Raw genomic sequence first — 21,845 nt, forward strand, 5'->3', positions numbered from 1 at the left:
ATCGCCGCATTACCTTTGACCAACCCATTCGCGGTCGTGTACGAACCGCGGTTCGTTCAGGTAGCGGTGGAGGCACCTTGAGGATCTTCCTGGTAAGGCACGGAGAGGCGGACGCGGAGGCCCCCGAGGGACTCGGCGACGAGGCTCGCGCGCTCACTGCCAAGGCCCGAGCCAACACGGCCGCGCATTTCGCGTCGCTGGCGGAGCGCATCGGTACAGTCTCGCTCGTGCTCACGAGCCCACTGGTGCGCACGGTACAGACGGCGCAAATGCTCTCCACCTCCCTCAAGCACGAGGGGCCGCTGAGGGTGCACCGCTGCCTCCTGCCGGACATGCCGGTGGGAGCCGTGACGCCCGTCATCGACGAGCACGCGGGCGAGAACATCATCCTCGTGGGCCATCAGCCCTCCATGGGCGCCCTGGCCACCCACCTGCTCGGGATGCAGTCCTTCCCCAAGCAGGTGAGCCCCGGCACCGTCATCGCCATCGAGCGCCCGGACGTCACCGAGCCCGGCGCCGCTCCCGCTCCCGCGAAGCTGCTCTTCTTCGCCTCGCCGGGCCAGCAGCTCATCGACGTCCTCCAGTAGCGCCGATGCTGGACGAAGCCACCTACAACCAGCTCGTGGCGGGGGCGTTCAAGCGCATCCTCGCCGCCGCGGACGGGATTGATCCCGACGTGCTGGAGGCCGAGAGCACGGGCGACATGGTGACGCTCACCAGTGCCTCGCGCGAGAAGTGCATCGTCAACACCCAGCGCGCGGTGCGGCAGATCTGGGTCGCCGGCCGCGGGCAGGGCATCCACTTCACCTACGAGCCCACCCGGGGCCTCTGGCTGGACGACAAGGGCAAGGGGCTCGAGCTGTTCCGCTTCGTGGCCGACGTCGTCCAGGACATCTCCGGCGAGCCGCTCACCTACCGCGCCTGACGGGGAGCACCGAGGGCCCCCTCCCCCACCCGTGGGAGAGAGAGAGGGGCACCCTACTCCGGAGGCGTCTCCGAGGCCGCATCCAGGGCCACGGTCTCGGTGGGTTCCGAGGCCGCTGGCGCGGCGGGCTCCGAGGCCACCGGACGCCCCTCGACGCGATCTCCGCCGCTCGCCTGCGCGCGGCGCAGGGCCTCGCCCGCCTCCTTCATCAGGCTGCCGAAGCTCACCTGGGCCTGGCCCTTGGCCGCCGACGGCTCGAACACCGCGAGCCCCAGTGACGCCGTGAGACCCGGGACGGACTCCACCTGCTTGACGCGCTGGAGCAACCGCTCCGCCACCACCAGGGCCCCTTCATAGGGCGTATAGGGCAGGAAGATGATGAAGCGCCCCTCGGCGAAGGGCACCGCCACGTCGATGTCCCGCAGGCCGTCGCTGATGCGCCGGAGCATCTCCGCCAGCGCGGACGTGCGCACCGGGGGCGGCAGCGACGCGAGCTTCTCCGCGTAGCGATCCGGCTCCAGGAGCAGGTAGGCGATGGGGTAGCGGTAGCGGCGGCTGCGTTTGACTTCCATGAAGAGCAGCCGCTTGAAGAACTCCAGGTCCGACAGCGGCGCCGTCGCCTCGCGGCGACTGCCCTGGTGCTGCAACAGCTGCATCTCGGTGCGCACCACCGACACCGCCTCGCGCGCCTTGGCGAGCTGGATCATCAAGCTCACACACGACACCACGGTGGCGCGCTTGAGGGGCCCCACCAGGCACGCCTCGGCTCCGGCGGAGGCCGAGCGCGTCTCGGGGCTCTCCTCCTCCGGCAGGTAGAGCAGCAGCACCGGCGTGCCCGGCAGCTCCTCCTTCACCTGCCGGCAGAGGCCCTCGCCGTCGAAGCTCTCCGTGACGGACGACAGCACGAGGACGGGCGCCAGCTCGCGCACCCGCTCCAGGGCCTCCTGGACCGCGCTGGCCACCAAGACCTCGTGGCCGGCGCCCTCCAGGAAGCGGCGCAGCGCCCCGGCCACCGCGACCGAGGGCTCCGCGACGAGGACAAGCGCCATCTCAGACCTCCATCACTTCCTTCTCCTTCTTGGAGATGATCTCGTCGACCTTCTTCACGCCGTCGTCCGTCTCCTTCTGCACCTTGTCCGTCAGGCGCTTGGAGTCGTCCTCGGTGATCTTCTTGTCCTTGAGCTGCGCCTTGAGCGCCTCGTTGGCGTCGCGGCGGATGTTGCGGATGGCGACCTTGTGATCCTCGCCCTTGGTCTTCACCTGCTTGGCGATCTCCTTGCGCCGCTCCTCGGTGAGCGGGGGGAAGGGCAGGCGGATGACCTCGCCGTCGTTCATCGGGTTGATGCCGAGGTTGGCCTCGCGGATGGCCTTTTCAATGTCCTTGAGGACGCTCTTCTCCCAGGGCTTGATGATGATGAGCCGGGGCTCGGGCGAGGTGATGTTGGCCACGCCGGACAGGGGCGTGGGGGTGCCGTAGTAGTCCACCCGGATGCCGTCCAGCAGGTTGGGGCTGGCGCGGCCGGTGCGCACCTTGGTGAGCTCCTTCTTGAGATCATCGAGCGTCTTGTCGATACGGCTCTTCAGGTCGGTCACGACGTCTGCCATGTGCAGGTCTCCTTAGCGAAGCGTCCGTACTGCCTCAGGCCCAGGCGGTCTCGCCCACTCCCACCAGCGTGCCAATCTCCCCGAGCTGCCCCAGGGTCGCCTTGGCGATGTTGCCGCGCTGGGTCAGGTCGAACACGATGATGGGCAGCTTGTTGTCCATGCAGAGCGAGATGGCGGTGGAGTCCATCACGTTCAGGTTCTGCTGGAGGACGTCCATGTACGTGAGCGTCCGGTAGCGGCGCGCCGCGGGATCCTTCTTGGGGTCGGCGTTGTAGACGCCGTCCACCTTGGTGGCCTTGAGGATGACCTCGGCGTTGATCTCCATGGCGCGCAGGGACGCGGCGGTGTCGGTGGTGAAGTAGGGGTTGCCGGTACCGGCGGCGAAGATGACGATGCGGCCCTTCTCCAGGTGGCGCACGGCGCGCCGGCGGATGTAGGGCTCGGCGATCTGCTCCATCTTGATGGCCGAGAGCACGCGCGTGTGGCAGCCCTGCTTCTCCAGCGCGTCCTGCAGCGCCATGGAGTTGATGCAGGTGGCGAGCATGCCCATGTAGTCGGCGCTCGCGCGGTCCATGCCCTCGGTGGAGCCGGCCACGCCGCGGAAGATGTTGCCTCCGCCGATGACCACGGCCATCTCCACGCCGGCCTGCACCACCTCCTTCAACTCCGAGGCGATGCGCGTGAGCGTGGGCGGGTGGATACCGTACTTCCCTTCACCCATCAGGGCTTCGCCAGACAGCTTGAGCAGGATGCGCTTGTAACGAGGCGACGAGGCTGGAGCGGACATTGGCCCCGCTTCTATCCCCTCGTCCCGGCCGCATCAACGCCGGAGTGCCCCGGGCGTCCGCCAGAAAGCCATTGGGCGGGGCGGGCGCACAAATGAAGAGGGCCGCGCCGCCCGGGAACGACCCGGGAGACACGGCCCTCGTCCGCCTCCTCGCGGAGGCGAGGGGCTCAGGCTTGGCCGAGCGTCTTGGCCACTTCGGCCGCCAGGTCGTCCTTCTTCTTCTCGATGCCGGCACCCACCTCGAAGCGCACGAAGCGGCGCACGGCGATCTTCTCGCCAATCTTCGCGGCGCGCTCGGTGATCATCTCGCCGACCTTCTTCTTGTCGTCCTTCACCCAGAGCTGGTCCACGAGGCACACCTGCTCGTAGTACTTCTCCACCTTGCCCACGAGGATCTTGTCCCACATGGCCTCGGGCTTGCCCTGCTGCTTGAGCAGCTCGCGCTGGATCTCCTTCTCCTTCTCCAGCTTGTCGGTGGCGACCTCCTCGCGGCGCACGAACTGGGGGTTGGCCGCGGCGATGTGCATGGCCACTTCCTTCACCAGATCCTGGAAGTCGGGGTTGCGGGCGACGAAGTCCGTCTCGCAGTTGACCTCCACGAGCACGCCGATGCGGCCACCGTGGATGTAGGAGCCGATGAGGCCCTCGGCCGCCACGCGGCCCTCCTTGCTGCCGGCCTTGGCGATGCCCTTCTTGCGCAGCCACTCCTCGGCCTTCACGAAGTCACCCGCGGTCTCGGCGAGCGCCTTCTTGCAATCCATCAAGCCCGCGCCGGTCTTCTCGCGGAGTTCCTTCACCATCGTGGCGCTGACGTCGGCCATGTGCGTCTCCAGGGGCCTCTCCGGACGCCTGGGGGGCGGGAGGGGCGATTGAGGTTGTCAGGGGTGCTGCGGTTGAAAACAGAAAAGCCGGGCGGCGAACAGGCGCCGTCCGGCTGGACTCCACGCGCCCCGGTGCGGGGGCGCGGACGGCATTACTCGGCGGCGGTCTCGCCACCCTCGCCGGAGGCGGACTCGCCCGACGAGGCGGCGGCGGAAGCGCCACCCTTCATCTCCACGAGAGGCCCACGGCGGTCACCGCCGCGGTCGCCCCGCTCACCACCGCGGCGCTCACCGCCCCGGTCGTTGCGGCGGGGGCCCCGGCGATCGCCACCGCGGTCGTCGCGGTCACGGCGGTCGTCACGGGCCTCCTCCTCGTCACGCTCCGCCGCGCCGCTGGCGCGGTAGCGGGCGCCACCCTCGATGCAGGACTCGGCCACCTTGGAGGTGAAGAGCTTGATGGAGCGGATGGCGTCGTCGTTGCCCGGGATGACGAAGTCGATGCCGTCCGGGTCGCAGTTGGTGTCCACCACGCCGATGACGGGGATGCCGAGGCGGTTGGCCTCGTGCACGGCGATGTGCTCCTTCTTCGGATCAATGACGAAGATGCACTTGGGCAGCTTGGTCATCTCCTTCACGCCGCCCAGGTTCTTCTCGAGCTTCTCGCGCTCGCGCTCCAGGGCCGCCACTTCCTTCTTGGGCAGGCGCTCGAAGGTGCCGTCCTCGGCCATCTTCTCCAGCGTCTTGAGCCGATCGATGCCCTGCTTGATGGTCTTGAAGTTGGTCAGCGTGCCACCCAGCCAGCGGCTGGTGACGAAGAACTGGCCCGAGCGGCGCGCCTCCTCCTGGATGACGTCCTGGGCCTGCTTCTTGGTGCCCACGAAGAGCACCGAGCCACCGCGCGCGGTGATGTCCGCCACGAAGCGGAAGGCCGCGCGGGCCATGTTGACCGTCTTCTGCAGGTCGATGATGTAGATGCCGTTGCGGGCGCCGAAGATGAAGGGCTTCATCTTGGGGTTCCAGCGCTTCGTCTGGTGGCCGAAGTGAACACCGGCCTCCAGGAGCTGCCGCATCGTGATGCCGCTGGCGGCGGCCATGGCCTGCTGCTGCGTCGTGTCTTGCGTTTCCATCTCGGTTCGTCCTCCACGCGCGGGGAAAGTCCGGCCGTTGCCTCCTCAACGGGAGCACCGAGGGCCGGGACGCGCGTGTGTGAAGTGGGTTGACTGCGGTGAAAAACCCGCCACGGGCCTGGGCCTGCGTCGGGCGCGGCTTCTCTAACAAAACCCCTCCCGGCCATGCAAGCTTCACGCGCACGGCGGGAGGGGCGGAAGTGGGGAACCCGGCTCCCCCGGAGGGCGAGGGGCCGGGCGGCGTCAAGCGCTAGACGCTGGCCTCGTTGGCGCCGTGGCACTTCTTGTACTTCTTGCCACTGCCGCAGGGGCACGGATCATTGCGCCCCACCTTGGGGCCTCCGCCCGGGGCGGCGGTTTGACGCGTCGCGGCGGGACGGGGAGCGGCCGGCTCGGCGAGCTTGCCGTCGGCGTCCGCGCGGCCCTCGTGCATCTGGCGCTGGCGCTGGGCCATCTGCCGGGCGAGCCGGGCGGTCTCCTCGGCGGCGGCGGTGGCGGCGCGCGCCTGCACCCGCATCATCTGGCTGACGAACTGCGCGCTGATGGCGCCGAGCATCTGCATGAAGCCCGAGTAGCCCTCCTTCTTGTACTCCTGCTTGGGGTCCTTCTGGCCGTAGCCGCGCAGGCCGATGCCCTGGCGCAGGTGGTCCATGGCCAGGAGGTGATCCTTCCAGAGCGTGTCGATGGAGACGAGGTAGCGCACCTGGAGGAAGCGCAGGAACTCCTCGCCGAACTCCTCCTCGCGCTCCCGGATGACCTTCTCCGCCATCGTGTAGATGTCGTTCTGGATGTCCTCGCGCGAGCCCGCGGTGCCAAAGGACATCTCCAGGTTGAGCGTGTCCTTCACGCCGCGCGCGAGCGCCTCCAGGTCCCACGACGCCGGGTTCTTGGACGGGCAGTAGGTGTCGGTGAGCGACACGATGACGTCCTCGACGGCGTCGAGGATCATCTCCTTGTAGTCCGCCCAGGACACGGTCTGCTCGGTGCGCAGCTTGACGCGCGTCTTCTTGTCCTCGTCGTACTCCACGAGCGGGATGCCGGCGCCGGCGGCCAGCACCTTGCGGCGCAGCTTGTAGATGGTGCGCCGCTGCTGGTTCATCACGTCGTCGTACTCGAGCAGGTTCTTGCGGATGTCGAAGTTGTGGCCTTCCACCCGCCGCTGGGCGTTCTCGATGGCGCGGCTGAGCCACACGTGCTCGATGACCTCGCCCTCCTCCATGCCCAGGCGCTCCATCAGCCCCGAGATGCGCTCGGAGCCGAAGATGCGCATCAGGTCGTCCTCGAGCGACAGGTAGAAGCGGCTCGTGCCCGGGTCACCCTGGCGGCCCGCGCGGCCGCGCAGCTGGTTGTCGATGCGGCGCGACTCGTGGCGCTCGGTGCCGATGATGCACAGACCGCCAGCCGCCATGACCTCCTCGCGCTCGCGGGACGTCTGCGCCTTGAACTTCGCCAGCGCCTCGTCGAAGCGCTGCTTGTGCTCGGCGAGCGCCTGCTGGTAGCCGGTGAGGTCCACCGGCGAGCCGTCGGGGTTGGGCGGCGGAGGCTGGGGCTCGGCGCCCACCTCGTGCTTGGCCATCGTCTCGGGGTTGCCGCCCAGGAGGATGTCCGTGCCGCGGCCGGCCATGTTGGTGGAGATGGTGATGGCGCCCTTGCGGCCCGCCTGCGCGATGATGTCCGCCTCGCGCTCGTGCTGCTTGGCGTTGAGCACGTTGTGGGGGATGCCGCGCTTGCTCAGGAAGCTGGCCACCACCTCGCTCTTGGCGATGGACACCGTGCCCACGAGCACCGGCTGCCCCTTCTTGTGCAGCTCCTCGATGTCCTTGCACACCGCCTCGAACTTCTCGCGCTCCGTCTTGTAGACCACGTCCTCCAGGTCCTGACGCACCATGGGCCGGTTGGTCGGCACCACGCGGACCTCGAGGTTGTAGATCTTCGCGAACTCCTCGGCCTCGGTGTCGGCGGTGCCGGTCATGCCCGAGAGCTTGGAGTACATGCGGAAGTAGTTCTGGAACGAGATGGTCGCCAGCGTCTGGTTCTCGTTCTCGATGTTCACGCCTTCCTTGGCCTCGACGGCCTGGTGCAGGCCATCCGACCAGCGGCGCCCCTTCATCAGGCGGCCGGTGAACTCGTCGACGATCATCACCTCGCCGTCACGCACCACGTAGTCGCGGTCGCGCTTGTAGAGCGTGTGCGCGCGCAGCGCCTGGTCCACGTGGTGCAGCGTCTCGATCTCGCCCGGATCGTAGAGGTTGGCGATGCTCAGGCGCTTCTGCACCTTCTCGATGCCCGCGTCCGTGAGCGACACCGACTTGTGCTTCTCGTCCAGGATGTAGTCCTGGTCCGGCACGAGCCCCGGAATCACCTTGTCGACCTTGTAGTACTTGTCGGTGGTGTCGTCGGTGGGGCCGGAGATGATGAGCGGGGTGCGCGCCTCGTCGATGAGGATGGAGTCCACCTCGTCGACGATCGCGTAGTTGAGTTCGCGCTGGACGTAGTCCTGCAGGCGGAACTTCATGTTGTCGCGCAGGTAGTCGAAGCCGAACTCGTTGTTCTGCCCGTAGGTGATGTCCGCCCGGTACGCCTCCTGGCGCTGCCGGTCGTTGAGCTCGTGCAGGATGCAGCCCGTCGTCATGCCCAGGAAGCGGTGGATACGGCCCATCTGCTCGGCGTCACGCCGGGCCAGATAGTCGTTCACCGTGACGATGTGCACGCCGCGGTTGGACAGCGCGTTGAGGTAGCTGGGCAGGGTGGCGGTGAGCGTCTTGCCCTCGCCCGTGCGCATCTCCGCGATGCAGCCCTGGTGCAGGAACATGCCGCCGATGAGCTGCACGTCGTAGTGCCGCTGGCCAATCACCCGGCGGGCGGCCTCGCGCACCAGCGCGAAGGACTCGCAGAGCAGGTCGTCCAGTGGACGGCCGTTCTGCACCTCCTGTTTCATGCGCGCGGTGGCCGCGGGAAAGTCCTCGTCCTTGAGGTCCCGCATCTTGCTCTCCAACGCGTTGATGCGTTGGACCTTGGGCTCCGTCTTCCTGAGCTCACGCTCATTCTTGGTCCCGATGATCTTCTTCAGCGTCCATTCAATCATGCGATGGTGACTCTCCCGCCGGAGAGTCCACGATGGGACACGGCGAGTGAAGGGAAATCCCTGAAAGATAGGTGGGATGCTGGATGGAAACCATGCGTTTCTCCTCCGTCATCCCATCAGATTGGCCGCCGCGCGAGCGGCGGGACACAGTAAAGCGGAACCGAGGCCACGCAATGCCTTCTCGTCGAAAAGACCCCCGCCGTCCCGTCAGACGCCCCGCCCCCCGGCCCTCGAAGGGCACCCCTCCCGCCCGGAACGCGGCCGCCCGGCCGCCCCCCGGCGCCTCGCCGCCCCGGGTCAAGGCCCCCGTCCCCCCTCCCACCACCCTCCCCGCCCAGCCGGGCCGGTGGTTGTGGACCTGCCGGGCGGGGTTCGAATCCCACCTCTTCGAGGAGCTCGCCTGGGTGGGCGCCTCCCCCCGGATGCTGGGCGAGGTCCTGGTGGAGAGCGAGACGCGCCCGGCCGAGCCGCCCGTGTTCGCGCGGACCGGCATCCGCGTGCTCACCTCCCTCCCCTCCGGGCAGAGCCTCGACCAGACGGCCGGGGCCCTGGCCGAACGCATCCTCGACGCCCTGCCCAAGGGCATGCTCGTCCTCCAGTCCTTCACCCCGGACAGCCCCGCCGGCAACCGGCTCGCCGACGAGGCGGATGCCCTGCTGGAGGCCGTCCGCGCCCGCCTGCCCGCGGATCGGCTCCTGGAGGAGACGTGGCGGGCGCGCGAGGCGGGAGCCACACTCGTGGAGCTGTGCGTGGCACCCGGGGCGGTGATGATGGGCGAGGTGCCCGCGCGCGAGGCCCTGTCGCTCTCGCCCGGAGGCCGCCAGCGCATGCGCCGCGGCGCGGACTCCCCCTCCCGCGCGGCGATGAAGCTGGAGGAGGCCCTGGTCAACCTCCCCTTCGAGCCCGGCCGGGGCGAGGTGTGCGTGGACCTGGGCGCGGCCCCCGGCGGCTGGACGCAGCGGCTGGTGGCACGCGGCGCCCGGGTGATCGCCGTGGATCCGGCGAAGTTGATGCCGGAGCTCGCCCACCACCCCCGGGTGGAGCACGTGCAGGAGAGCGCCTTCGCCTACACCCCGGAGGAGCCCGTCGACTGGTTGTGCTGCGACATGGCGTGGCGCCCCCTCGAGGTGGCGCAGCTGCTGGCCAAGTGGGGCCGGCGCGACTGGGCCACGCACCTGGTGGCCAACATCAAGCTGCCCATGAAGGACAAGAATCCCCTGCTCTTGCGCGTGCGCCACATCCTCACCGAGGAGGGCGGCTGGCAGGGGCTCACCATGCGCCAGCTCTACCATGACCGGGACGAGGTGACGGTCACCGCGCACCGGGGCCAGTGAGCGCCACCCCTCTTCCCCAGAGCCAGACTCCCCATGCCCTACGCCATCGACGAGGACCTGGCCACCGCGCTGGTGGCCCTCTACCCGCGGCTCGTGCAGCGCACCGCCGAGCCCGTGAAGGTCGCGCTCCAGCGGCTGCTCGACGAGGAGCACGCGCGCCGGGGCGTGCCGGATGCGACGGGCGCCCTCCACCCCTTCGCCCTCACCCAGGGCGCGCTCTTGCGCGAGGAGTTCGATCTCTCCACGCACGCGCACCAGGAGGGGTGGACGCTGGGCGCGCTCATCGTCGACGTGAAGGGGATGATTCACGTCAACGCCCGCCATGGCTTCCCCGCGGGCGACGCGATGCTGCGCGCCGTGGTGGCCTCGCTCCAGGCGCGCTTTCCGGGGGCGAAGGTGGTGCGCCTGCACGGGGACAACTTCGCCGTGCTCCTCGTGCCCACCTCGGGGCTGTCGCTCGCGGAGGCGCCCCGTGACGCCGTGCGCGCCCGGCTCGCCGCGGACGTGGCCGCCGCGCTGCCCCCGGGCGCCGAGGTGCCGGACTTCACCCTCGCCCGGCTGGAGCTCACCCTCGAGCAGCCCACCCACTGGCAGGTGCTCGGGCCCCTCGTCTGGGGAGAGCTGGAGCGCGCCTACACCCTCGAGCGCCTGGGACAGGCCGAGGAGCTCCAGCGGCGCCGGCTGCGGCTCGACGGCTTCGTGCCCGGCGCCGCCCCGGCCTGAGCAAACGCGAAGGGGGCGGAAGCCCCTGGGCTCCCCCCCCCCGCTCACGGCGCGGCGCCCCAGAAAGGGCGACGCGGCGAACAACCGAGTCCTCTAGTCCTCGAGGATGAACTTGCGCGGGTTCTGCGGGATGCCGTTGACGCGCACTTCGTAGTGCAGGTGCGGCCCGGTGGAGCGGCCGGTGTTGCCCACGTTCGCGATCTGCATGCCGCGCTTCACCCGATCCCCCGCCTTCACCAGGACCTTGGACAGGTGGCCGAAGCGCGTCTTGATGCCGTAGCCGTGGTCGATGACGATGACGTTGCCGTAGCCGCCCTCGAGCCCCGCGAACACCACCGTGCCATCCGAGGGCGCATCCACCGGCTTGCCGTGCGGCGCCGCGATGTCCATGCCCGCATGCCCCACGCGCTCGGCGGTGTACGGATCCAACCGCTGGCCGAAGTCACTCGTCACCCAGCCGCGCGTGGGCCAGACGGACGGGGTGGAGGCCAGGAGCGACTTCTGATCCTGGAAGTACGCCTGCAACTCCTGGAGGCTCTGCTCCTGGCGCGTGGCCTCGGCGCTCAGCCGATCCAACTTGCCCGGCAGCGACTTGGGTGACTCCAGGCCCGTCAGCTCGGTGAACTGGGTCTCCGCGACGGGGGCGCCTACTCCGGGCTCGCGCTCCACCGGGCCCATGGCCAGGTTGCGCTGGGGATCCGACAAGAGGGTGATGGCACGCAGCTTCTGATCGAAGCGCTCCACCCGGTCCAGCGTGGAGCCGATGTGCTCGATGCGCTCGCGCACCGACTTGAGCTGGGTGCGCAGCGTGAGGTTCTCCTCCCGGAGGATGCGGTTTTCCGCCGCGTCCCGGGCCACCTGGAAGTAGTGGAGCGAAGCACCCAGGGCCACTCCCGCCAGCATCAGCGCCCCACTGCCCACCTGCCACATGAGCGACCGGGAGATGTTGAAACGCCGGACCGGTGCGTTGTGGTCCGCGATCACCATCAGCGTGTAGGACTTTTTCGCCTTCGACAATGCAAACTCCCTCGATGCGCCAAAGCGCTTCGGTGTGCGCTCGCGAGACGGTCCTCGACTGACCCGCCCCTGGCGCGTTCCACCTGCCCCGCCCTCGCCACCGATACATGCCCACCCCGTGCCGCACTGCCACGGAGGTCGTTTGGGCAGCTACCACCCGGTTTCGAGGAGTGTCAAGCCGAGACACCCTCGCTCCGACTTTTACTTACAGCCGAGTGGAAGGATTCCAGGAGGCCCCTCTGAGCGAGGAGAACTCCATCAGACACACATCTGCACGACGATGGCGGTGATGTTGTCGTCACCGCCGCGCTCGTTGGCCAGCTCGATGAGGCGCTGGGGCACCTGGGCGATTTCCGGCGTGGCCTGCACCACCTCGTGCAGCTCCCGGTCCTCGACCATGTTGGCGAGGCCATCCGAGCACAGCAGGAAGACGTCACCCGGCTCGGCCACCACGCCCATGACGTCCACCTGGACCTCCTCCTCGAAGCCCACCGAGCGCGTGATGATGTTCTTGTAGCGCGAGTGCTTGGCCTCCTCGGGGGTGATCATCCCGGCCTTGATCTGCTCGTTGACCAGGGAGTGGTCCTCGGAGACCTGCTGGATGAGGGGACCCCGGACGAGGTAGGCGCGGCTGTCACCCACGTGCGCGAAGAACGCGTGGTTGTCGCGCACGACGAGCGAGATGACCGTGGTGCCCATCCCCGACAGGCGCGGATCCTCCTGCGCGGTGGTGAAGATGGCCAGACAGGCCCTCTCCACCGCCGTGCGCAAGGCATCCGGCAGGAGCGAGTCCTGCAGGTTGGCACTGGTGGCGAACGGGTTGTCCCGGCTCTCCCGGGCCCGCCGCAGCTCCTTGTCGATGGTCTCGACGGCGATGCGCGAGGCGGTACCGCCCCCGGCATGGCCACCCATTCCATCCGCGACGACATAGAGCTGTAGCTCGTCGTCGATCAGGAAGCTGTCCTCATTGTGATTGCGCTTACGCCCCACATCCGTGAGGCCGGCCGAGACGACCTTCATGCGGGGAGCCGCGGTCTGCCCTGCGGTTCTGGACACGGCGTGGATGCTATGTGAGCGCTCATGGAGGAAGCAAGAAGCGGTTGTAGCCTGTCTGCTACGCGCTGCGGCGCAACCGGCTCCGGGACCCCCCCTCGGGGGTAGGATCCCGCCGCGCCCGGGTGCTGCCCGAGGCCCGGTGGGCCGAGCGCACCAGGGCCTCGGCCGCCCCCAGGGCCTCGCGCGTCACCTCGACGCCGGACATCATCCGCGCCAGCTCCTGGGTCCGCTCGGCGCCCGCCTCCAGGGACACCACCTCCGAGACGGTGCGCTCGCCCTTGAGCCCCTTGCGGATGAGCAGGTGGGCGTCCGCGTAGGCCGCCACCTGGGGCAGGTGCGTGATGCACAGCACCTGCCGGTGCCCGCTCACGTCCTTGATCATCCGACCCACCACGTCCGCAATGGCGCCACTCACGCCCGCGTCCGCCTCGTCCAGGATGTAGCACCCACAGCCGTCACTGTCGGCCAGTGCACGCTTGAGGGCCAGGAGCAGGCGCGAGGCCTCGCCGCCCGAGGCCACCTTGGCCAGCGAGCGCGCCGGCTCGCCCGGGTTGGCGCTGAAGAAGAACTCCACCTCGTCCAGGCCCTCGGCCTTGAGCTGGTTGCCGGGCGTCACCCGGACCTCGAAGGCGGCCTTGCCCAGCGCCAGCATCCCCAGGCCCTCGCGCACCTGGCTGCCGAACGTTCCGGCGCACGCGACCCGCGCGCGCGAGAGGGCCTCGCCACTGCGGCGCGCCCGCTCCTCGGCGGTCTTGCGCTCCTGCGCGAGCTCCTCGAGCACCTCCTGCCGGTTGTCCAGCGTGGACAGCTCCGTCTCCAGGGCGTCGCGCTTCTGCAACAGGCCCTCCAGGGACGTGGCGTGCTTGCGGCACAGCCGCTTGATGGCATCCAGCCGATCCTCCACCTCGCCCAACCGGGCCGGATCCGACTCGAGGCCCTCCACGTAGCGGTTGAGCCGCCGCTGCGCCTCCTCCAGCTCCGCCAGGGCGGTGCCCAGCGACTGGGCCACCGGCTCCAGCGTGGCGTCGCATTTGACGGCCTCGTTCACCAGCCCCAGCGCGCGGCCCACCGTCTCCACGGCGCTCGCCTCCTCTCCCCCGAGCAGCAGCTCCGCCTCGGCGCCCTGGCGCTTGAGCTTCTCCGAGCCCGCCAGGCGCTTGCGCTCGGCGTCCAGCCGCGTGTCCTCTCCCGGCTCGGGATCCAGCTTGGAGATCTCATCCAACTGGAAGCGCAGGAACTCGGCGCGCTCGCGCAGCCGGGACTCGTCCCCACCCAGCGCCTCCATGCGGGCCACCACGTCCGCGACGGCCTCGTAGTCACACATATAGGTGGCGAGCGGCTCCTCGAGCTGCCCGTACCGGTCCAGCAACACCCGGTGCAGCCCCGCGTCGAAGAGGCTCACGTGCTCGTGCTGGCCAGCGATGTCCACCGCGCCCCGCATGAAGCGCGCCAGCACGCCCACCGTCACCATGGAGCCATTGATGTAGGCCTTGGCCCGGCCACTGCGGCCCACCACCCGGCGCACCAACACCTCGTCGCCCAGGTCCGGCAGCCCCAACTCCTCGAGCCGGGTCGCCAGGATGGGCGTGCGCTCGAACACCCCCTCCACCGACGCCTCCTCGCACCCCGCGCGGATGGCGTCCGCGTCGGCCCGCCCTCCCAGCAGCAGCCCGAGCGAATCCACCAGGATGGATTTACCCGCCCCCGTCTCGCCCGTGAGCACGGTCAGCCCGGCTCCGAACGCCACCTCCACCTCCTCGATCACCGCCACATTCGAAATCCGCAAGCCCAGCAGCACGGTGCACTCCCTCGCCAGATACACCCCGTACCTGAACAACCTAGCAGTGGCCTCTGACACTGCACAAGCGTTCCGGCCTGGAGCACGGGCGCCCGCCCGCTCGCTCGCGAAGGAGTGTGGGACCCCGCATGTACCGGGATCCCAGGGAGCGCTATTCCGGCTGGAAGAGGTCGACCAGATCCTGCTCGGTCAACATCTTGCCGAAGTCGCCATCCGCGCCCAGCACGCCCGCGGCCAGCTCCTTCTTGCGCTTCTGCAGGCTGAGGATCTTCTCCTCCACCGTGCCGCGGGTAATCAGCTTGTAGCTGATGACGGCGCGCGTCTGGCCGATGCGGTGCGTACGGTCCGTCGCCTGGTCCTCCACGGCGGGGTTCCACCACGGATCATAATGGATGACGTAGTCGGCCGCCGTGAGGTTGAGGCCGGTGCCACCCGCCTTGAGGCTGATGAAGAAGAGCGGGGGGCCGTCGGGTCGGTTGAACTCGTCCACCTTGCCCATGCGATCCTTCGTGCGGCCATCCAGGTACAGGTAGCCCAGGCCGCGACGATCCGCCTCGCCCTTGAGCAGCTCCAGCATCTCGGTGAACTGGCTGAAGACGAGCGCGCGGTGGCCCTCGGCGACCAGGTCGTCCACGAGCTGGCCGAAGCGCTCGAGCTTGGCGCTCGCGGGCAGGAGCGTGCCCGGGGGCATCTTGAGCAGCCGCGGATCGCAGCACACCTGACGCAGCCGCATGAGCGCCGCGAGGATGGAGACGCGGCTGCGCTTGAAGCCCATCTTCTCGATGGACTCGCTCACCTTGCGGCGGCTCTCCTCGAGCACCTCGCGGTAGAGCGCCGCCTGGCCCGGCTCCATCTCGCACCACGCCACGCTCTCCGTCTTGGGCGGCAGGTCCTTGGCGACCTCCGTCTTGAGCCGGCGCAGGATGAAGGGCTGGATGCGGCGGCGCAGCCGATCTCTCACCGCGGTGTCGTTGGCCACCTGGATGGGCTGCTCGAAGCGGTCGCTGAAGCCCTCGGCGCTGCCGAGGAAGCCCGGCATGAGGAAGTCGAAGAGGCTCCACAACTCGCTCAGCCGGTTCTCCAGCGGCGTGCCCGTGAGCGCCAGCCGCGTGTCGCTCGGCAGCGACTTGCAGGCCTGGGCGGTGGCACTGTCCGCGTTCTTGATGTTCTGCGCCTCGTCCAGAATGATGTAGCGGAAGCCCACCTGGCTGAGCGCCTCCAGGTCGCGCCGCACGAGCGCGTAGGAGGTGAGCACGAGGTCCGCGTCCTTCAGGTCCTCCACGCGCTCCTTGCGATCCTGCCCGTGCCACACGACGACCTTGAGGCCCGGCGTGAAGCGCTCGGCCTCGCGCTCCCAGTTGGCCAGCACGCTGGTGGGCGCCACCACGAGCGATGGCTTGCGGCCCTCCTCGTTGGCCACCTTGCGCAACAGGCTCAACGACTGGATCGTCTTCCCGAGACCCATGTCGTCCGCGAGGATGCCGGACAGCCCGTGGCGGTGGAGGAACCACAGCCAGGACAGGCCCGACTCCTGGTAGTGGCGCAGCGTGGCGTTGAGCCCATCGGGCAGGGCCACCTTGGGCACGCCGTTGGTGTCGCGCAGCTCGGTCATCGCCTTGCGCGCCTTGGTCTCCACCTCGGTGTAGTCACCCAGCTCCGCGAGCAGATCCAACGCGACGGCCTGATGCAGCGGCAGGCGCGTGCGCGTGCGCCCCGGCAGCGCCCCCGCCTCCTCCAGGAGGTCCGCGGCGCGCTTGAGCTCCGCGAGGTCCGCCTCCGCGTAGGTGCCGTCCTTGAGCGGCACGAAGCGCCGGCCCGAGTCGAGCCACATGCGCACCGCGCCCAGGTCCACCGCCTGATCATCGGTGATGAACTCGGCGTCCAGCTCGAACCAGCTCACCCCGCTCATGCCCACGCGGATGCGCGGCCGCAGCTTCGGACGCAGCCGCACCTTGGGCGCCTGCACGCCGAAGCGCTCCCAGCTGCTCGGCAGCGACGCGAGGCCCCGCGCCCAGAACTCGATCGCCCCATCCCCGCTCGCGTCGTACGCGTGGGTGTGCGGATCGTAGCGCAGCCCCAGGTCCTGCAGGCGCTTGCCCGCGGCGCGCTCCTCCTCCTCGCGGCGCCGGTAGAGCTTGCGGCCCTCGGTGCCCACGCCGCTCGCGTAGCCCAGGTGCGAGGCCGTGGGGGACACCGCCACGGTGGTCTGCCCGTAGCGCGCGGCGAGCTGCACCTTCACGCGCTCGGAGGAGCCCTCCAGGGTGAGCAGGAAGCGCGGCTCCACGGACTCGTCCACGTCGATGTCGTCCGCCTTGAGCGCCATCTGGAAACGCGGCAGGTGGGCGGCGAAGAACGTGAGCACCCGATCCAACTGCCCCACCGGGAAGGCCATGGTGGGCTCCAGGAGCCACTTGCGCACCAGCCGCGGCGGCAGGTCCGGCTCCACCGGCAGCAGGTTCTGCCCGGAGATGATGTAGGTGCGCATGCCCGCCAGCAGGATGGCGTCCTTGAGCGACAGGCTCGTGCCATCCGGCATGAGCAGCTCGATGCGCGCGGTGGCGCCGTCCTGGCGCGACTCGAGGTGGATCTGCGGCCGGACCGGCTCGTTGGAGAAGATGAGCGCGGTGCCGCGGTAGATGACGCGGCGCTGGCGCAGGAACTCGAACAGCTCGCACAGGTCCTCGTCGGACAGCACGATGCGCGAGTCGTAGCGCTGCTCGTGCTTGGCCAGCAGGATGAAGACGCGCTCGTCGGGAGGCGCGATGCGCATGCCGGCCTGGAGCATGCGCTTGATGTGCACCGGCCCCTTCATCTGCGCGTCCTGGCGGCGCACGTCGATGAGCCAGTGACGCCCGCCGGGGCCCGCGTTGGTGGGCGTGAGTCGGTAGAGGAACTCGTAGTCTGGCTGGGAGGACAGGCCCAGCCAGCTCTCCACCTTCGCGAGCGCGGGGAGGCTCACCGCGTCCCCGGGCTGCCCCTCCTCCATGGGCACGGGCTCCTCCGAGTCAGCCGGGGCCTCGTCCTCGTCCGGGGAGGGCTCGGCGGCCGGGGCCGGCGCGGCGGCAGCGGCCGCCGGGGCCGCGGCGTTGGCCGGCGCGGTGGCGGCGGCGGCGATCATCGAGGCGCGCAGCCGGGCGGCGAAGATGAGGGCGGCGGCCACCACGTGCTCGCAGTGGGGCCCCTGGACGTTCCAGGCCTCGCAGGTGCACTTGGAGATGGGCTTGCCATCGCCCACGTCGAGGGTGACCTCGTAGCGCACCTCGGGCGAGGCGGAACTCGCCACCTGGGCCCGGATGCGTCCACCATCCCGGTTGAGTCCGAAGACGCGGCGGGATTCCGCGACCTCGCGGCCCTTCTTGAAGGTGAGGGGCGGAACCTCCGCCTTGAGGGTCCGGAGCCACTGGCCATCAAGAGCGGGCGGTGCTTCTCGTGTGTCGGCGATGGAAGGCACGTTCTGGCAAGTCCCTTCCCCCCGGGGCGAGGGGAATCCATTCGATTACCACAGACGGGACGTCTCGCGTCGTGGGAAAAATAAAGGCCGGTGGCCAAACGATGTTCGATCGCTCACCCACCGCACGGCCCACTCCTTGTGAGAGCATGGTCGGTCGAGATGAAACGCCCCACCCCCCCTCGCGTCTTCGTCACCCGGCACTTGCCAGGAGAGGCGCTCGCCCGACTGGCCGTGCATACCTCACCCCGCGTCTGGCCGGAACCCCTTCCCCCCCCACCTGAGGTCCTCCAGGCGGAAGCCCGGGAGGCCGAGGGGCTCATCACCCTCTTGACCGACCGGATAGACGAGGCCCTGCTCGCCCAGGCCCCCCACCTGCGGGTGGTCAGCAACGTGGCGGTGGGCCACGACAACATCGACGTGGGCGCCTGCACCGCCCGGCGCATCGCGGTGGGCAACACCCCCGGGGTGCTCACCGAGACGACGGCGGACTTCGCCTTCGCCCTGCTCCTGGGGCTGGCGCGGCGGGTGGCGGAGGCGGATGCCTACGTGCGGGCGGGCCAGTGGCGCACCTGGGAGCCCGGCCTGCTGCTGGGCCCGGACGTCCACGGGGCCACGCTGGGCATCGTGGGCCTGGGCGCCATTGGCGCGGCGGTGGCCCGGCGCGCCCGGGGCTTCGGCATGCGGCTGCTGTACGTCAACCGCCGCGCCCGGCCGGAGCTGGAGGCGGAGCTGGGTCTCACGCGAGTGGACAAGGCCACGCTGCTGGCCCAGGCGGATGTCGTCTCGCTGCACGTGCCCCTCTCCCCGGAAACCCGCCACTGGCTAGGACGGGCGGAGCTGGCCGCCATGAAACCCGGCGCCCTGCTGGTGAACACCGCCCGGGGGCCCGTGGTGGATCAGTCCGCGCTCGTGGACGCGCTCCGGAGCGGGCACCTGGGCGGCGCCGCCCTGGACGTGACGGACCCCGAGCCCCTGCCACTCGACAGCCCCCTCCTGCACCTGCCCCGGGTGCTGCTCGCCCCCCACATCGCCAGCGCGAGCCACGCCACCCGCGGCCGCATGGCCTCCATGGCGGTGGACAACCTGCTCGCCGCGCTGGAGGGCCGCCCGCCCCCGAATTGTGTCAACCCGGAGATCTACCGCCCATGAGTCCGACGCCCCCGCCCTCCCCCTTCACCGCCGGTCATGACGCCACCCTCCTCGACGAGGTGAGGAACCGTCTGCGCGACGTGCCGGACTTCCCCAAGCCGGGCATCCTCTTCAAGGACGTGACGCCCGTGCTCGCCGATCCCCACCTGTTCCACCGCGTGGTGGACGCCATGGCGGCGCCCTTCCGGGGCCAGCGCATCGACCGGGTGGTGGCCGTGGAGTCGCGCGGCTTCCTGTTCGGCTCGCCCATCGCCCTGACCCTGCACGCGGGCTTCGCCCCCGCGCGCAAGCCGGGAAAGCTGCCCTGGCGCACCCGCACCGAGCGCTACGCGCTGGAGTACGGCGAGGACGCCCTGCAACTGCACGAGGACGCGGTGGTCCCGGGAGACCGGGTGCTCATCGTGGATGACTTGCTGGCCACGGGCGGCACCGCGCTGGCCACGCAGCGTCTGGTGACGGCGCTGGGCGCGGAAGTGGTGGGCTACAGCTTCCTCATCTCGCTGGACTTCCTGCCCGGACGCGAGCGCCTGGGCCGCGACAAGGTCTGCTCCCTGCTCTCCTATTGAGGCTCATCGCGGCTCGCGCAGCAGCGAGAAGCCGATGTGCGCGCCCCAGCCGAGCACGCGCCCCAGGTGGATGTTGAGCAGCGACAGGGGCTCGAGGTAGCGCGAGTTCATCAGGGGTCCGGCGTCCACCGCGTCGAACCCCAGCCGCACGAGGATCTCCCGCACCCGCTGCTTCGCCGCGTCCTCGTCGCCCGCGTAGAACACCGTGACGGGCCGGCCGTCGAGCTGGGAGCGCTGGGCGGCGTACACCTCCGCGAAGACGGCGTTGAAGGCCTTCACCACGCTCACCTCCGGAAAGCGCCGAGAGATCTCCTCGGCGCCGGACGTCGTGTGCCCCATGCTCAGCGCCCGGTGGTTGTCGGTGATGGGGTTGGTGACATCGACGAGGATCTTCCCCGCGAGCGCCTCGCGCAGCGGCTCGAGCGTGGGGACGATCTGCGTGAAGGGCAGCGTCAGCAGGAGCAGCTCACACGCCTCCACCAGCGCGCGCGGCTCCAGGGCCGTCGCGCCCGGGCCCGCGTCGCGCGCCGCCTCGAGCGCATGCGCCTGGGTGCGCGAGGTGAAGGCCACCTCGTAGCCCACCCGGGTCATCCAGGCGCCCAGGGCCCGGCCCACCTTGCCACTGCCGATGATTCCAATCCGCATGACACCTCCCGCGAGCCCCTGTTATCAGCGCGCGACGCCGCTGGTGGCGCGTCGTGTCAAACCTCCCAGAAAAAAGAAGGACGAGCGAGATGGCGGAGCCAGTTCAAGAAGCGATTCATGCCATGGAGGCCTATACCGGCGCCGAGAAGGGCTACCGGCGCGCCCACTCCCGCGGGCTGGTGTTCCATGCGACGTTCACCCCCGCGCCCGACGCCCGGGGCCTGACGACGGCGGAGCACTTCCAGGGCCCGCCCATCCGCACGCTCGTGCGGCTGTCGAACGCCGCGGGCAACCCCCACGCCGGGGATCGCGTGTCGCCCACCCGGGGCCGGGTGCTGGGCCTCGCCGTGCGCTTCACCCTGCCCTCGGGCGGCTTCGCGACATGGGCCGCCGCCAACATCCCCGTCTTCCTCGTGCGCACGCCCCAGGAGTTCGTGCAGCTCACCACCGCCCAGCGCCCCGAGGGCGAGAAGCGCAAGCCCAACCCGCTGCGCCTGCTGGGCTACCTCGCCACGCACCTGAGCGCGCTGCGCGGCATCAAGGGCGTCGCCCAGCTCAAGCCCACGCCCAGCTTCGCCCACGAGCGCTTCAACGGCATCCACGCCTACCACCTGGTGGACGCGAACGGCCAGCGCCGCACCTTCCGCTACCGCTGGGTGCCCCTGGCCGGCCCCGCCTCCCTGAGCGAGGCCGAGGCCACCCAGCGCCCCGAGCAGTACCTGCTCGATGAAATCCGGCAACGCGTCTCGCGCGAGCGCGTGTCCTGGGATCTCGAGTTCCAGCTGGCCCAGCCGGGCGACCCCACCCACGACGCCACCCGCGCCTGGCCCGAGGACCGCCCGCTGGTGACCGTCGGCCGGCTCGTGCTCGAGCGCCCCTATGAGGACCAGCGCGAGTCCGAGCTGTTCGTCTTCGATCCGACCGGCGTCGTCCCCGGCATCGAGCTGTCCGACGATCCCATCCTGCGCTTCCGCTCCCAGGTGTACCGCGAGTCCCACCGCCGCCGCGCCCAGGAGACCAAGGCCGAGCCCAAGCCGGCCGACCTGGGACAGTAGCCCGCGGGCCCGGTTGACGCCGGACCCCCTGCCTGTTTATAGGTTGTTCGACCAACTTAGAAACAGGGGGTTCGGACATGGCCCGCCCATCGAACACGGAGGAGCGTCGGAGGCAGATCGTCCAGGGGCTGCTGCGCGTCATGGCCGAGCGCGGCTACGAGCGCGCGTCCATCGCGGAGATCGCGAAGGCGGCGGGGCTGAGTCCGGGTCTGGTGCACTACCACTTCGCCCAGAAGCAGGAGGTGCTCCTGGCGCTGATGGAGCAGCTCGCGGAGCGGGGGCGGGAGCGGGTGAAGGCGCGGCTGGCGCGGACGAAGGGAGGGCCGCGGGCGCGGGTAGAGGCCTTCATCGAGTCCTTCCTCGCCACGGGAGACCACGCGGAGCCGGAGGCGGTGGCGGCCTGGGTGACCATCAGCGCGGAGGCGCTGCGCCAGCCCGAGGTGCGCGAGGCCTACGACAAGGTGGTGCGCGCGGACCTGGCGCACCTGGAGGAGCTGGTGGGCGAGGTGCTCGGCCGGGAGCGGGCGCGGGCGGTGGCGGCGGGACTCTTCGCGGCGATCCAGGGCTACTTCGTGCTCTCGACGGCCGCTCCGGGGCTGATTCCCCCGGGCTCGGCCGCGGGCACGGTGAAGCGCATGGCCGCGGGGCTGCTCGACACGGCCGGCCCGGAGGCGCGGCGATGATTCACATCCTTCCCACAC

At 69.8% G+C, this 21,845-nt stretch carries 19 protein-coding genes; 8 read left to right on the forward strand and 11 right to left on the reverse strand.

Translation table 11 applies throughout. The features are described from left to right. Window positions 1-77 precede the first annotated feature (77 nt). Window positions 78-587, forward strand: coding sequence for a SixA phosphatase family protein (locus tag F0U63_RS35100; RefSeq protein WP_395836883.1), 510 nt, complete (start codon window positions 78-80; stop codon window positions 585-587). Window positions 588-592: 5 nt separating this feature from the next. After that, a complete protein-coding gene (gene cyaY, locus F0U63_RS35105; RefSeq protein WP_395836885.1) occupies window positions 593-925 on the forward strand; it encodes an iron donor protein CyaY in 333 nt (110 codons plus the stop codon). Window positions 926-978: 53 nt separating this feature from the next. Here cyaY and F0U63_RS35110 read toward each other — a convergent pair whose 3' ends face one another. The 6 genes from F0U63_RS35110 to secA form a co-directional block, all read right to left on the reverse strand. Further along, the gene (locus F0U63_RS35110) at window positions 979-1,974 is read right to left on the reverse strand and encodes a diguanylate cyclase domain-containing protein (RefSeq protein ID WP_395836887.1); all 996 of its coding nucleotides are present in this window, start codon (window positions 1,972-1,974) and stop codon (window positions 979-981) included. Window position 1,975: 1 nt separating this feature from the next. After that, a complete protein-coding gene (gene frr, locus F0U63_RS35115) occupies window positions 1,976-2,530 on the reverse strand; it encodes a ribosome recycling factor (protein WP_002621582.1) in 555 nt (184 codons plus the stop codon). A gap of 34 nt (window positions 2,531-2,564) precedes the next feature. Then, entirely contained in the window at window positions 2,565-3,317 is a 753-nt protein-coding gene (pyrH, locus tag F0U63_RS35120) for a UMP kinase (RefSeq protein WP_395836889.1), read from the reverse strand. Between the two features lie 167 nt (window positions 3,318-3,484). Beyond that, window positions 3,485-4,138, reverse strand: a complete 654-nt coding sequence (gene tsf, locus F0U63_RS35125; RefSeq protein ID WP_395836891.1) for a translation elongation factor Ts — start codon at window positions 4,136-4,138, stop codon at window positions 3,485-3,487. Between the two features lie 152 nt (window positions 4,139-4,290). Next, on the reverse strand, window positions 4,291-5,265 hold the full coding sequence (gene rpsB / locus F0U63_RS35130; protein ID WP_395836893.1) for a 30S ribosomal protein S2: 975 nt from the start codon (window positions 5,263-5,265) through the stop codon (window positions 4,291-4,293). 250 nt (window positions 5,266-5,515) lie between these two features. Further along, a complete protein-coding gene (gene secA, locus F0U63_RS35135) occupies window positions 5,516-8,350 on the reverse strand; it encodes a preprotein translocase subunit SecA (protein WP_395836895.1) in 2,835 nt (944 codons plus the stop codon). Between the two features lie 173 nt (window positions 8,351-8,523). Between secA and rlmM the strand changes: the two genes are divergently transcribed. Next, window positions 8,524-9,684: a 23S rRNA (cytidine(2498)-2'-O)-methyltransferase RlmM gene (gene rlmM / locus F0U63_RS35140; protein ID WP_395836897.1), complete on the forward strand. Its 1,161-nt coding sequence runs from the start codon at window positions 8,524-8,526 to the stop codon at window positions 9,682-9,684. Window positions 9,685-9,717: 33 nt separating this feature from the next. After that, on the forward strand, window positions 9,718-10,407 hold the full coding sequence (locus F0U63_RS35145; RefSeq protein WP_395836899.1) for a diguanylate cyclase domain-containing protein: 690 nt from the start codon (window positions 9,718-9,720) through the stop codon (window positions 10,405-10,407). Between the two features lie 93 nt (window positions 10,408-10,500). Here the strand turns inward: F0U63_RS35145 and F0U63_RS35150 are convergent, their stop codons facing one another. From F0U63_RS35150 to F0U63_RS35165, 4 genes are all read right to left on the reverse strand, one after another. Continuing rightward, entirely contained in the window at window positions 10,501-11,394 is an 894-nt protein-coding gene (locus F0U63_RS35150) for a M23 family metallopeptidase (RefSeq protein WP_395848474.1), read from the reverse strand. 288 nt (window positions 11,395-11,682) lie between these two features. Then, window positions 11,683-12,444 (reverse strand): Stp1/IreP family PP2C-type Ser/Thr phosphatase, encoded by a 762-nt coding sequence (locus F0U63_RS35155; RefSeq protein WP_198316972.1) that lies wholly within the window; start codon window positions 12,442-12,444, stop codon window positions 11,683-11,685. A 94-nt stretch (window positions 12,445-12,538) separates the two neighbouring features. After that, the gene (gene recN, locus F0U63_RS35160) at window positions 12,539-14,278 is read right to left on the reverse strand and encodes a DNA repair protein RecN (RefSeq protein ID WP_395836901.1); all 1,740 of its coding nucleotides are present in this window, start codon (window positions 14,276-14,278) and stop codon (window positions 12,539-12,541) included. Between the two features lie 151 nt (window positions 14,279-14,429). Continuing rightward, window positions 14,430-17,729: an SNF2-related protein gene (locus F0U63_RS35165; protein WP_395836903.1), complete on the reverse strand. Its 3,300-nt coding sequence runs from the start codon at window positions 17,727-17,729 to the stop codon at window positions 14,430-14,432. Window positions 17,730-17,888: 159 nt separating this feature from the next. On the opposite strand from F0U63_RS35165, the gene F0U63_RS35170 reads away from it, so the two are divergent. Both F0U63_RS35170 and F0U63_RS35175 read left to right on the forward strand, forming a co-directional pair. Beyond that, window positions 17,889-18,878, forward strand: a complete 990-nt coding sequence (locus F0U63_RS35170) for a 2-hydroxyacid dehydrogenase (protein ID WP_395836905.1) — start codon at window positions 17,889-17,891, stop codon at window positions 18,876-18,878. Then, window positions 18,875-19,444 carry an adenine phosphoribosyltransferase gene (locus F0U63_RS35175; RefSeq protein WP_395836907.1) on the forward strand — a complete coding sequence of 190 codons (570 nt, stop codon included), beginning with the start codon at window positions 18,875-18,877 and terminating at the stop codon, window positions 19,442-19,444. Before F0U63_RS35170 ends, F0U63_RS35175 begins: the two co-directional genes overlap by 4 nt. Before the next feature lie 3 nt (window positions 19,445-19,447). Here the strand turns inward: F0U63_RS35175 and F0U63_RS35180 are convergent, their stop codons facing one another. After that, window positions 19,448-20,089, reverse strand: a complete 642-nt coding sequence (locus F0U63_RS35180; protein WP_395836909.1) for an NADPH-dependent F420 reductase — start codon at window positions 20,087-20,089, stop codon at window positions 19,448-19,450. A gap of 122 nt (window positions 20,090-20,211) precedes the next feature. On the opposite strand from F0U63_RS35180, the gene F0U63_RS35185 reads away from it, so the two are divergent. Continuing rightward, window positions 20,212-21,144, forward strand: coding sequence for a catalase family peroxidase (locus F0U63_RS35185; RefSeq protein ID WP_395836911.1), 933 nt, complete (start codon window positions 20,212-20,214; stop codon window positions 21,142-21,144). Between the two features lie 77 nt (window positions 21,145-21,221). Then, the gene (locus F0U63_RS35190; protein WP_395836913.1) at window positions 21,222-21,827 is read left to right on the forward strand and encodes a TetR family transcriptional regulator; all 606 of its coding nucleotides are present in this window, start codon (window positions 21,222-21,224) and stop codon (window positions 21,825-21,827) included. The last annotated feature ends 18 nt before the right edge of the window (window positions 21,828-21,845 follow it).

Source organism: Cystobacter fuscus, assembly GCF_044360685.1.
Lineage (GTDB): Bacteria > Myxococcota > Myxococcia > Myxococcales > Myxococcaceae > Cystobacter > Cystobacter fuscus_C.